A 12,791-nucleotide genomic window follows, 5' to 3' on the forward strand; every position below is an offset into this window, starting at 1 on the left:
TAAACGTCTGAATGCCGAAGGAAACTTTGGAAAACCTTTAAGTTTCCATAGTTTTGCAATCGAAATGGATGTTAGAGAGAATATTTTAGAGAAGGCAACAGAGCTGTATACCCAATTTGGTATCAGGGCTGTGACAATGGACGACATCGCCAAGGAGTTGGGTATTTCTAAGAAAACGATTTACCAATATTATAAAGATAAAAGTGAGTTGGTGAGTACAATTACCAAAAATCACTTCGATATGGAGAGTCAACGATTCTGTGGGTTAACCGAAGAGAGTAAGAATGGAGTGCACGAGCTCGTGTTGCTTTCTGTTTGCCTTCGAGACTCCATCAGAGATACGAAAATGAACCTGCTTTATGAACTTCAAAAATTCTACCCTAAGGCCTGGAAGCTCTACGAAGAGTTTAAAGGCAATGTGATGAAGGAGTCTATTATGAGTGTTATTGAACGAGGAAAAAAAGAAGGTCTTTTTAGGCCAAATATAGATGCTGAGCTCATAGCAATTATGCGTATAGAACAGGTTCAAACATTCCTTCTCGGAAACCTTGTTCCTCGGGATAAATACACTTTAGAAGAAATACAAATGCAATTATTCGATCATTTTATGCATGGTCTTTTTACCATAGAAGGTCACCAACTTTTTAATCAATACACAACAAACTCAAAAAACAATGAAGAGCAGAATTAATAAATACTTGCTTATGCTCGCGCTTTTGCTGCCCGCTGTTGCGGTAAAAGCTCAAACGGAATTTTCTCTGAACAAGGCATTGGAATATGCACTGATCAACAATGAGAATGTGAAGAATGCGCAACTTTCTACACTTGACGCAGAAGCTCAGGTGTTTGAAACACGTGCCGATGGTTTACCTCAGGTTAATGCTGGCTTCAACTATACCAACAACCTATTTATCGCCAAAAGCCCAATCCCAACATCGTTTATTTCTGGCAATCCAAATGATGAAGGTGTAACCTTAGTAGGTTTTGGTGCCCAACATATTGGTAACCTGAATGTTGGTTTAGAGCAAATGATCTGGGACGGATCCTTCTTTATTGGATTACAAGCTGCGAAAGTGCTTAGAGAAAAAGTGATAGTAGATAAAGCGAAAGCGGAAGTAGATGTTATCGAACAGGTAACTAAAGCTTACTATTTGGTTTTAGTAAACCAAACCCGTGTTGATTTAATCAATGCTAATTTGGAGACCTTAAACACTACTTTAGATGAAACCAGAACCTTATATGAAAATGGTTTTGCAGAAAGAATCGATGTAAGCAGGCTTCAGGTACAAACCAATAATCTTTTAGCCGAAAGAAGTGGCGTGGAGCAAGCTGTTAAAACCAGTAAAGATTTACTCAAGCTAAGTATGGGTATGCCAGTAGAGGAGGAGATTACGCTTTCCGATCAGTTAGAAACACTGGACTTCAAATACGATCAATCTGAATTAGAAGGTTTTAGTATTGGTAACAGGTTAGAAGTGCAACAACTCAATTACCTAAAAGAATTGGCTGGTTTGCAGATCAAGAATACCACTTCTCAGTACATACCTAAAGTTACTTTCAATGCAGGTTGGGGTAGAAATACCGGTTCCAACGATTTTAGCGATTTAACCGATGGCAAAAAGTGGTTCTCAAACTCTCAAATTGGTTTGAATGTTAGCATCCCAATCTTTGATGGTTTAAGAAAAAAGTACACAATTCAGCGTAATAAAATTGAGCTAGAGACACTGAACAATCAATACGGTTTATTGACCAATAGCTTGACTCAAGAGTTTGAAAATGCCAAGAGAAATCTAGAGGTAAGCCTTGAGCAATTAGAGGTACAAGAATCCAATATGGAATTGGCGCAAGAAGTAAGCAGTATTACAAAAGAGAAGTACAAAGAAGGAGTTGGGTCTAATTTAGAAGTTACCAATGCCGAAAAGGATTATAAAGAAGCAGAAACCAACTATTTGAATGCCTTATACAATGCCATTATTGCAAAAGTGGATTTGGATAAAGCACTCGGTAAACTAAGAAGCAATGACAACTAATAACTCAAAATATATCAATCACATGAAAGCTAAATCAATCGCCACAATTTTTCTTGCTGTGCTCACGGTAGCAGCATGTGGGCCTAAATCTGAGAATGAAGGTCTTGACGCCAAGAAGAAAGAACTGACTGAAGCCAGAGTTCAACTTCAGGAAATCAGAAATAAAATTGAAACCATAGAGGCTGAAATTGCTGAAGCTGACCCTGATTTTTTCAACGGTTCAGGAGCAGCTACTTTGGTAACCACAATAAAAACTGAAAAGAAAAATTTCGATCATAAAATCGAGGTAAGAGGAACGGTAATGTCTCGTACAAACGTGTACGTAAGTGCAGAAAGCATGGGGCTTCTAACTTCGGTAAAAGTAGTTGAAGGTCAGTCGGTAAAGAAAGGTCAGTTGTTGGCTACAATCGACTCTGAACAACTTGAGAAGTCGATTGATGAAGTGAAAAATCAATTGCAGTATGCTACTACCATTTTCGAAAAAAGAGAAAGACTTTGGAAGAAGAACATTGGTACAGAAGTAGATTTTTTGACTGCTAAAAACAACAAAGAAGCACTTGAAAAACAACTTTCAACCTTAAATACACAATTGAGCAAAACCAATATTGTAGCTCCTTTTGCCGGAAGTATTGAAGAGGTGCCAGTAAAAGCAGGAGAAGTAGTTCAACCGGGTTCTCCAATTGTATTTTTGGTAAGCAACAGTGATATGTACATTTCAGCCGAAGTTTCTGAAGCCTATTTAGGTAAAGTGAAAGTAGGTGATGAGGTAGATGTTGAAATACCATCTATGAATGAGAGCTACGTTTCTAAAATTGTAAGTATCGGAAATGTAATCAACCCTGCTAGTAGAACTTTCACTATTGAAGTGAAATTACCAAGCGAAGCTTCTAATGCAAAGGTGAACATTGTGAGCATTTTAGGTTTAACTGACTATACAAACGAAGAAGCCATTACAATTCCTTCAAGAATTATTCAAGAAGACCTAGAGGGTAACTTTGTGTATGTGTTAGATGCTGCGAATAAAGCATCTAAAGTTCATGTGAAATTAGGTCTTTCTCACGATCACGAAACAGAAGTGCTTTCTGGTTTGACGGGCGGTGAAGTAATTGTTGATAAAGGAAATCGTTCAATCGCAGATGGCACAACTGTAAAAGTGCAGAATTAATCTTAACCTCTGAATTAGAGCATTATGGCTGAAAATAATCAACAAAATGTGATTGATAAGGAGTTTGGATTAACCTCCCTGTCGATTCGAAATAAAATTACAGTATACGTGCTTACGCTCATCATTGTAGCGGCAGGTGTATACTCTTATATTACTCTACCAAAGGAGAGTTTTCCAGAAGTGGAACAACCAACGGTTTATGTAAGTACAGCACACCCAGGTAACTCACCTGAGGATATCGAAAGCTTGATTACGCGTGAGCTAGAGAAGGAAATCAATACCATAGAAGGCGTTGATAATATTCAATCTACTTCGGTACAAGATTTCTCTGCCATTGTGGTGGAATTTCAAGTAGGTGTAGATGTTGACGATGCGGTGATCGATGTAAAAGATGCAGTAGATAGAGCTAAGTCTGAATTACCGACTGATTTGAAATCTGATCCGAGTGTAATCAAGTTTAGCTTTTCAGAAAACTTTCCTATTCTGAACCTTAACCTTACTGATCCTTCAAAAACACTCGATGAGCTCAATGATATTGCAGAATATCTGGAAGATGAGATTGAGAAATTCAAGGAGATTTCTAAGGTTAATATTGTTGGGGTTGATGAAAAGGAAGTAGAAGTAAAAGTAGATCCTTTCAAGCTTGAAGCTAGAAAAGTAACCTTTACGGATATTGAAAATGCAATTACAGCAGAAAACCTTACGCTTTCTGGCGGTAATGTAGTGGCTGATGGTTTAAGAAGAAACGTAAGGGTAATTGGTGAATTTGATGACCCTGCTCAAATCGAAGAAATCATCATTAGTAATGAAGATGGACACATTGTTTATTTAAAAGATGTGGCCACAGTTACATTCGGCTATAAGGACAAGATGAACTACGCACGATTGGATTTAAATCCTGTTGTGAAGTTGGATGTGATGAAACGAAGTGGTGAAAACCTTTTGATAGCTACTGATAAAATCACCAAACTAATTGATGAAAGCTACGCAGGTGGTCAAATTCCATCTTCAACCAAAGTAACCGTTACCAACGATCAGTCGAAAGATACAAGAGAGCAAGTAAGCAGTTTGGGTAACAATATCATCTTTGGGGTAATTTTAGTAGTTACCGTTTTGATGTTCTTTTTAGGAACCCGCAACTCACTTTTTGTGGGTATGGCAATTCCGTTATCCATGTTCATGGCCTTAATGATTCTGGGTTTACTGGGCATTTCTATTAACACCATGACACTTTTCGGTCTTATCATGGCCTTGGGTATGTTGGTAGATAATGGTATCGTGGTAGTTGAAAACGTGTATCGTTTAATGGAAGAAGGTTTGAGCCCAATGGCGGCTACCCGTAAAGGTGTAGGCGAAGTGGCTTTGCCTATTATATCTTCTACTGCTACTACTTTGGCTGCCTTTATGCCATTGGCTTTTTGGCCAGGTATTATAGGTGAGTTTATGCTTTACTTGCCAGTAACGCTAATTATTACGCTGGGCTCATCTCTATTTGTAGCCTTGGTAATTAACCCCGTATTCATCTCGTCTTTTATGAGTTTAGATGGGAAGAAAGTGTATAACCACAAGAGAATAATCATTAGGTCTTCTATTTCTATTGTAGTAGGACTTGTTATTGCTCTTGGAGCTGGAATTCCAGCATTGGGCAACCTCTTAATTCTTATTGGCGCACTTACATTAATGAACATTTATGTATTAGGGCCCTTGTCTAAAATGTTCCAATCAGGCTTTTTACCAGCCTTAGAGGGGCGTTATGAAAAAGTTTTGAAGAGTGCTGTAAAGAATCCAGGTCTTTATTTGGGAGGTGCATTTTTGGCCTTGTTCATTTCATTGGGTGTTTTTGCCGCCTTCCAACCTAAGGTGCTATTCTTCCCTGAAAACGAACCTAAATATGTAAACGTTTTTGTTGAATTTCCTGTGGGAACTGACATTGAAGTGACCAATGATTTTGCTCAGACGATTGAAGCACAGGTGCTTGAAATCATTAAGCCTTATGAGTCTATTGTAGAGTCGGTTTCTACCAATGTTAGTCAGGGCGCTGCCGATCCTAACGATCCAACAGCAGTTGGTCAATCAGAAGAGCCGCATAAGGCACGTATCACCGTTAACTTTATTGAAAGTAAACTCCGTGGCGACATCAATACCATTGATGTGATGAACGATTTGCGTGCGCAAATTAAGCCAGAGCCGGGTGTTACTTTAACCATTGATAAAGATGCTGCTGGTCCGCCAACAGGAAAACCGATTAACTTAGAGATTATTGGTGAAGATCTTGAGAGGTTAATTCATGTGAGTGAAGACATTCAACAAAAAATTGATGAGTCTGGAATTCGTGGAATTGAAGAATTAAAGAGCTCTTTAGAATTGGGTAAACCTGAGTTGATCGTAGATATTGATCGCGATAATGCCAGACGTTTTGGTTTGTCTACATACGCCATTGCCAATGAAATTAGAACCGCTCTTTTTGGTAAGGAAGTTTCTAAATACAAAGAAGGGGAGGACGATTACGAAATCAATGTTCGCTTGAATCAAGACTATCGCTACGATATCGATGCTTTGTTGAATAAGAATATCACTTTCAGAAATCAGAACTCAGGTAAGTTGGTACAAGTGCCAATTTCTTCTGTTGCTCATGTGCGTTATGGCTCTACATATGGTTCTATCAAAAGAAAGGATTTAGACAGGGTTGTAACCTTAAGTTCTAATGTGCTGGCAGGCTCGAATGCTACAGAAATTACAGAGCAACTCAAAGTGTTAATGGCTGATTACGATATGCCGGCTGGCTATAGTTATGCCTTTACAGGAGAGCAAGAAGAGCAAGCTGAAAATATGGCTTTCTTGGCCAAAGCATTGTTGATTGCCGTGTTTACCATTTTCTTGATCATCGTATCTCAGTTCAACAAAATTACCGCCCCATTCATTATAATGGTGTCGGTGTTCTTGAGTACCATTGGTGTATTCTTGGGCTTGGTAATTTTCAATATGGAATTCGTGGTAATCATGACCATGGTGGGAATTATTGCTTTGGCCGGTATTGTGGTGAACAATGCGATTGTTTTGATTGATTACATTGAACTTACAAGAAAAAGAAGGAGAAGAGAATTAGGCTTAGATGATGATGATCGTTTACCAATGGAAGAAGTTTTGAACTCTATCATTCTTGCTGGTAAAACCAGGCTTCGTCCTGTAATCTTAACCGCTATTACTACCATCCTTGGTTTGGTGCCGTTGGCAGTTGGATTGAACATTGACTTTATCGGTTGGTTTACTAGTTACAATGCGGACTTCTATGTAGGAGGTGATAACGTGGTGTTCTGGGGTCCGATGTCATGGACGATTATTTTCGGGCTTACTTTTGCAACTTTCTTAACTCTTATTATTGTTCCTACAATGTATTTATTAGCCGATAAATTCATGTACAGAATAGCAGGGAAGAAGGAAGCAAGAAAAGCAAACGCTCTAAGCTAAAGAAATAATACAAACAGAGCTTTGGCTTGATGTTTGTTTAAAATACTATGTGGTGATTTAGGTGTCTGTTTCTCAGGCACCATCATAGTTAAGGTTGATTTGGTGGCTCTCGGGGTGGTTCCCGAGAGCTCTTTTTTTGAACTCAAATTGATTTCAAACAGTTAGCAAAATGTATGAAGTTTAGTGTCTTTTCTTTTATTCTAATAATTCTGTTTTTAGCCTGGATAGAGATATATGCTTATCAGGCAACAAAGACCCTTCTCAAGAATGTAAAGGCCAGTCGAGCCAAATGGCTAAAGCGGATTTACCTCTTACAAGCCGTAGTTATGATGGCTCTTGTGGTGTATTTGCGCCTATCTCAAACAGGAACCATTTCTTTCAGTTTTCTTATCTCCATAATTTTTATGTCCTATACTGCCAAGCTCATTGGGTTGGTCTTCGTTTTTATAGATGATATTAGGAGAGCAATTGCGCTTTTCTTTGCAGGCAAGAAGCGCAGAAAGGAAAAGAAGATAGCAGCAGGTAAAAAAATATCTAGGTCTGAATTTCTTGCTAAAACTGCCGTTGCGGCAGCTACTTTGCCAATTGTAACCATGAGTTTTGGCATTGTGTCAGGTGCCTATGATTATAGAATTAGAAGAAGAAAATTATACCTTCCAAACCTTCCGAGCGGTTTCAATGGTATTAAAATGGCGCAGCTTTCTGATATCCATAGCGGAAGTTTCTTCGATAAAAAAGCAGTTGAAGGAGGCGTTAATTTACTGATGGCCGAAAAGTCCGATGTAGTGTTTTTTACAGGCGACTTGGTGAACAACCAGACAAAAGAACTGAACGAATACTTCGATATTTTCTCTAAAGTAAAAGCCGATCTAGGAGTGTATTCTACTTTAGGAAATCATGATTACGGAGATTATATGCAATGGACTTCAGCTCAGGCCAAACAAAAGAACCTACAAGACATGATTTTGGCGCATGAAAAAATGGGCTGGAATCTCATGATGAATGAAAATAAATCGCTGAAAGTAGGCGCAGATCAAATCTCTTTAATAGGAGTGGAAAACTGGGGTGCTGGTCGTTTTGCCAAATATGGCGACTTAGATCTTGCGTATAAAAATTCAGAAGGCGATGTGAAAATATTGCTTTCACACGATCCAAGTCATTGGGATGCACAAGTAAGGCCAAAGTATAACGACATTGATTTGATGTTTGCAGGGCACACCCACGGTATGCAGCTAGGAGTGGAGGTTGGTAATTTTAGATGGAGCCCTTCGCAATGGATGTACCCACAATGGGCTGATTTATATACCCAGGGAAACCATCACCTCTATGTAAACCGAGGCTTTGGCTTCTTAGGCTTCCCTGGCCGAATCGGAATTCTTCCCGAAATCACCATTTTTGAATTGACGAATAGGCCGGTTTAAAGGTGGGGCTGCTTTAGCCCCAATTTGCATTGACTGTACAGTGTTATTTTTTATTGAACTTCTCGTTATACATTTCAAAACTCTCTTTAAGAATTTCAATGGCAGTTTCTTTGTTCAGAAATTCTTCCACTACCACGGTTTTCTTCTCTAGCTTTTTATAGTCTTCAAAGAAATTTCTCATTTCTGAAATAAAATGCGAAGGAAGTTCAGAAATGTCGTTGATATGGCTAATACTCGGGTCGCCTGCAGCTACTGCAATGATTTTGTCATCTGCTTCACCGTTGTCGAGCATACGCATTACGCCAATAACTTTGGCCGGAACAATACACATAGGTACAATGTCGATTTGTGACAGAATCAGAATATCTAATGGATCTCTATCTTCACAATAACTCTGAGGAATAAAGCCATAATTCGCTGGGTAATAAACCGAAGAGTACAACACTCTGTCAAGGATTAAAAGTCCACTGTCTTTGTCTAGTTCATATTTTGCTCTGGTTCCTTTCGGAATTTCAATAATGCCGTTCACGATATCGGGCAGATTGTCTCCAGGAGAAACGTCATGCCAAGGGTTAAATTTATTTTTCATAACGTAGGTTTTTCAAGTGTATAAGATTGCTTATTGCTTTAAGCTAAGAGTTGTAAAGATAGTTAATGCTACTAGCAAATGAGTGTGCCTGATTTTGGCCAAATGTGACAAATGCTGTGACAAAAGCATAAAAAAGGCCTTAGAATTGTCTCTAAGGCCTTTTGCGGAGAGAGGGGGATTCGAACCCCCGGTACGGTTTCCCGCACGCATGTTTAGCAAACATGTGGTTTCAGCCACTCACCCATCTCTCCGTGTATTTAGCTGATATATTACCCTCGTTTAAGAGGAGTGCAAATATAGGTGATTAGATCAGACTTCACCAAGCGTATTTTAGAAAAAATACCATCAATGTAAATCCATTTTTATAACTCATTAAAATTGAGTCTATTCATTAAACGATAGCCACTAACTGCTGTCTAAATCGAAAATCAACAACTAAACTATGTATCAACCAAAATGTATGAATGCCACGAGTTTCCGAACTGGAATGCTCGTGCTTTGCGCTTTACTGATCAGTACTTTGTCTTTTGGGCAGAAAATTGACTTCAGTAAGCTAGAAGCAATGAAACCAAGAAGTATTGGGCCTGCCAACATGAGTGGAAGGGTCACTTCCATTGATGTAGTAAATAGCAGTCCAGAAATTATTTATGCAGGCTCTGCCTCTGGTGGCCTCTGGAAATCTGAAAGTGGGGGTATTGCTTGGGAGCCTATTTTTGATAATGAATTAGCGCTTTCTATAGGAGCGGTAGCCGTTTCTCAAAAAAACCCGAATATTGTTTGGGTAGGAACAGGAGAGGGAAATCCTAGAAACAGTTTAACAGGAGGTTATGGAGTTTATCGCAGTTTAGATGCTGGTAAAACTTGGGAGCTAATGGGGCTTGAAAAAACCAGAAACGTTCACCGTATTATCATCGATCCAAATGATCCGAACACAGTTTATATCGGAGCCATTGGTTCTCCGTGGGGTGACCATAAAGAAAGAGGTGTCTATAAAACTACTGATGGTGGCGAAACGTGGAACCATATTCTTTATTTAGATGAAAAAACAGGAGTTGGTGACATGGTGATGGATCCTTCTAACCCAAATAAGATTCTGGTAAACATGTGGCAACACAGAAGAGAACCTTGGTTCTTTACTTCTGGTGGGCCAAGCTCAGGCTTATATATGACCGTAGATGGCGGTAAAAACTGGACAAAACAGTCAGCTAAAGAAAACGGTATTCCTGAAGGAGATTTAGGTCGTATGGGTTTAGCGTTTGCTACAAACAATCCGAACAGAGTTTACGCACTTATCGAAGCCAAAGAAAACGCACTTTATCGTTCAGATGATGGTGGTTTTAAATGGGAGATGATAAACAATGGTAACGACATCGGAAACCGACCTTTCTATTATTTTGATATCTACGTAGACCCTAAAAATGAAAACAGGGTATATAGTATTTTTACGAACGTACACAGAAGTGAAGATGGTGGTAAGTCATTTGAGAATATTATTCCTAGAAACCTTATCCACGTAGATAATCATGCTTTATACATTAATCCAGATGACCCTAAGTATATAATCTTAGGAAATGATGGAGGTATGGCTATTACTCGTGATATGGGTAAGAAATGGCAGTTTGTAGAGAATTTACCACTAGGCCAGTTCTATCATATTAATGTAGATAACGAAATGCCTTACAATGTATATGGAGGTTTACAAGATAACGGAACATATACAGGTCCTGCTTATACCTGGAAAAGCGATGGAATTAGAAACGATTACTTCTTCACCATTGGTGGTGGAGATGGTTTTGATGTAATGGCCGATCCTGACGATTCACGTTATGGCTATTCTCAGTCGCAACAAGGTAATGTTAGTAGATATGATAAACTCACTGGAAGCAGCAAGAGAATTAAGCCTACAAGCGATGACCCTAAAGTAAAGTTACGTTTCAACTGGAACTCAGCCATGGCACAAGATCCATTTGATAATAGCACTATTTATTTTGGAAGTCAGTTTGTACATAAGAGTACAAATAAAGGTGATAGCTGGACAATTATTTCTCCAGACTTAACAACCAACGATAGTACTAAACAAAATCAAGATAAGAGTGGTGGATTAACCATTGATGCAACGGGAGCGGAAAACCATACTACGCTTTTAGTGATTGAACCAAGTGCTGTGGAAAAAGGAGTGCTTTGGGCTGGATCAGACGATGGTTACATTCATGTTACAAAAGATGGAGGCGCTACTTGGACAAACGTATCCCAAAACCTTAAAGGTGTTCCTGCAGGATCATGGGTGAACCAAATTAAAGCTTCTCGATATAATAAAGGAGAAGCCGTTGCTGTAATTAATAATTACAGAAGGTTCGATTTCAAACCATATTTGATGAGAACTAAAGATTATGGAAAAACTTGGACATCAATTGTAAACGAAAATGATGTTTTCGGATATGCATTGTCATTCATCCAAGATCCAGTAGAACCTAAATTGATGTTTTTAGGTACTGAGCATGGATTATATATCAGTATCGATGAAGCAAAAACTTGGACTAAGTTTGAAAACGGCTACCCAAGTGTTTCAACAATGGATTTGGTGATTCAAGAGCGTGAGAGTGATTTAGTGATTGGTACTTTCGGTAGAGCTATTTACGTGCTTGACGATATTAACCCACTGCGTGTTTTGGCAGCAAAAGGCCAAAAAGCGATAACTGAGTCTGATGTAACAGCGATTGATGCCGTTACATCCTATATGGTGAGCACAAGAGCAGCGAGTGGCCCAGCTAATCCTGGTAATGCAACTTTCGAAGGAGAAAATAGACAGTCTGGTTCGGCAATAATCAAATTTTTTGCTAAAAAACCTGAAATGCCAGCTGGCGGAGGAAGAGGCGCTGGTGCGTCTGCACCTCAAGCACAAAGAAGACCTGCTGGTGGTCAAGGTGGTGGCGGAGGCCGTGGTGGCCGAGGCGGAGCCGGTGGAGGAGCCAATGCGGCTAGAGGTCCTCAAGCTAAAGTTGAAATTTTTGATTTGAGTGGGAACTTAGTGAGAACGATCAGTACTTCGTATGCAGAAGGCTTAAATAGCGTTTCGTGGAGATATGATGAAGACCCTCCAGAAAACACAGTACAGCCAGAATTGCCTGCGGGTGTTCCTGCTCAATTCGCTTCTTTCTTTAGAAGAAGTGGAGCTCCAGCCTTGCCTGGTAAGTATACTTTCAAAGTAACCATTGGTAATCAATCAGACGAAGGGAAAATTGAATTTCAAATGGATCCGCGTGATTCTTATGATATCAACAATTTAATTGCTAGAAGAGACTTACTCAGAGAAGTAAATGTGCTTTCGGCAGATGTTTCGGCCTTAGCCTCTAAAATCACTACCGATATGGCGTCTGTAGATAAAGTGATAGAAGCTTTAAATGGTAAGCGTGGTCCAGAAGCAAATGCATTGAGAACTAAGAGCGAAACAGTAAAGAAGGAAATGAAAGAACTCTCTGATGCCGTGGGTAGCGGAGGTGGATTTGGCCGTGGTGGAGGTGGAGGTAACTCTGATGTTATTCCATTAAGCTCAAAAGTAAGTGGCTTGTCTCGTACAATTTCTGGGTCATTTGATGCTCCTGGTGCTGCAGACCGTAAGGATTTGGCTGACTTCAATAGTGAATTCAAATCATTGCAATCTAAAGTGGATGCTTGGTATGCGGCAAACTGGAATGCTTATTTAGCATCGGTTAAAACAGTAGACTTCTCTCCGATAGGAGGTGAATGAAAAATAGATGAATATCTTTCTCCCAATTTTGGGTAGGAATTATAATTAATTGAAAAGCCTGCGGAAGTTTATCTCCGCAGGCTTTTTGTTTTAATCTGGATGTCTGGTTATAAATAAACAATACTGTTTTACTAGACTATGCTATTCTTCAATGCCATTTAGTTGTTGAAATGTCTCCTCTAGATTTTAGTTGACCGTTATCAATTGATTGTGTCAACCTATATCAGTACGTGACCGTGGTTTTAGTCGGGGTTGCAGTTCCGAGACTTCGGAACGAACCTACGACCTCTCTATAGCTTATAGGATTGATTAGACATAAAAAAAACCACTAACAAAAGTCAGTGGTTTTAGTCGGGGTGGCAGTTCCGAG

Annotated in this window: 7 protein-coding genes and 1 tRNA gene; 6 read left to right on the forward strand and 2 right to left on the reverse strand. The window is 39.3% G+C overall.

The features are described from left to right. Nucleotides 1–64: 64 nt before the first annotated feature. From MB14_RS08965 to MB14_RS08985, 5 genes are all read left to right on the forward strand, one after another. Nucleotides 65–691: a TetR/AcrR family transcriptional regulator gene (locus tag MB14_RS08965; RefSeq protein WP_132644016.1), complete on the forward strand. Its 627-nt coding sequence runs from the start codon at nucleotides 65–67 to the stop codon at nucleotides 689–691. Beyond that, on the forward strand, nucleotides 675–2,030 hold the full coding sequence (locus MB14_RS08970; protein ID WP_062591231.1) for a TolC family protein: 1,356 nt from the start codon (nucleotides 675–677) through the stop codon (nucleotides 2,028–2,030). Before MB14_RS08965 ends, MB14_RS08970 begins: the two co-directional genes overlap by 17 nt. Continuing rightward, nucleotides 2,020–3,195, forward strand: a complete 1,176-nt coding sequence (locus MB14_RS08975) for an efflux RND transporter periplasmic adaptor subunit (RefSeq protein ID WP_084376020.1) — start codon at nucleotides 2,020–2,022, stop codon at nucleotides 3,193–3,195. The genes MB14_RS08970 and MB14_RS08975 overlap by 11 nt, the downstream gene beginning before the upstream one ends. A gap of 24 nt (nucleotides 3,196–3,219) precedes the next feature. Beyond that, complete coding sequence (locus MB14_RS08980) at nucleotides 3,220–6,663, forward strand: efflux RND transporter permease subunit (RefSeq protein WP_062591232.1); 3,444 nt, start codon at nucleotides 3,220–3,222, stop codon at nucleotides 6,661–6,663. A gap of 173 nt (nucleotides 6,664–6,836) precedes the next feature. Next, complete coding sequence (locus tag MB14_RS08985; RefSeq protein ID WP_062591233.1) at nucleotides 6,837–8,084, forward strand: metallophosphoesterase; 1,248 nt, start codon at nucleotides 6,837–6,839, stop codon at nucleotides 8,082–8,084. 43 nt (nucleotides 8,085–8,127) lie between these two features. Here the strand turns inward: MB14_RS08985 and MB14_RS08990 are convergent, their stop codons facing one another. Then, nucleotides 8,128–8,673, reverse strand: coding sequence for an inorganic diphosphatase (locus MB14_RS08990; protein ID WP_062591234.1), 546 nt, complete (start codon nucleotides 8,671–8,673; stop codon nucleotides 8,128–8,130). A gap of 164 nt (nucleotides 8,674–8,837) precedes the next feature. Continuing rightward, nucleotides 8,838–8,924, reverse strand: a tRNA-Ser gene (locus MB14_RS08995). A gap of 209 nt (nucleotides 8,925–9,133) precedes the next feature. Between MB14_RS08995 and MB14_RS09000 the strand changes: the two genes are divergently transcribed. Next, nucleotides 9,134–12,421 carry a WD40/YVTN/BNR-like repeat-containing protein gene (locus tag MB14_RS09000; RefSeq protein WP_084376021.1) on the forward strand — a complete coding sequence of 1,096 codons (3,288 nt, stop codon included), beginning with the start codon at nucleotides 9,134–9,136 and terminating at the stop codon, nucleotides 12,419–12,421. Nucleotides 12,422–12,791: the final 370 nt, after the last annotated feature.

Source organism: Roseivirga ehrenbergii, from assembly GCF_001593005.1.
In the GTDB taxonomy this organism is placed as follows: Bacteria; Bacteroidota; Bacteroidia; order Cytophagales; family Cyclobacteriaceae; genus Roseivirga; species Roseivirga ehrenbergii.

Excerpts from the sequence above, each read along its gene's own strand:
- MB14_RS08975 (WP_084376020.1), top strand. The coding sequence starts at position 2,020 with ATGACAACTAATAACTCAAAATATATCAATCACATGAAAGCTAAATCA.
- MB14_RS08965 (WP_132644016.1), top strand. The coding sequence starts at position 65 with ATGGATGTTAGAGAGAATATTTTAGAGAAGGCAACAGAGCTGTATACC.
- MB14_RS09000 (WP_084376021.1), top strand. The coding sequence starts at position 9,134 with ATGAATGCCACGAGTTTCCGAACTGGAATGCTCGTGCTTTGCGCTTTA.
- MB14_RS08980 (WP_062591232.1), top strand. The coding sequence starts at position 3,220 with ATGGCTGAAAATAATCAACAAAATGTGATTGATAAGGAGTTTGGATTA.
- MB14_RS08970 (WP_062591231.1), top strand. The coding sequence starts at position 675 with ATGAAGAGCAGAATTAATAAATACTTGCTTATGCTCGCGCTTTTGCTG.
- MB14_RS08990 (WP_062591234.1), bottom strand. The coding sequence starts at position 8,673 with ATGAAAAATAAATTTAACCCTTGGCATGACGTTTCTCCTGGAGACAAT.
- MB14_RS08985 (WP_062591233.1), top strand. The coding sequence starts at position 6,837 with ATGAAGTTTAGTGTCTTTTCTTTTATTCTAATAATTCTGTTTTTAGCC.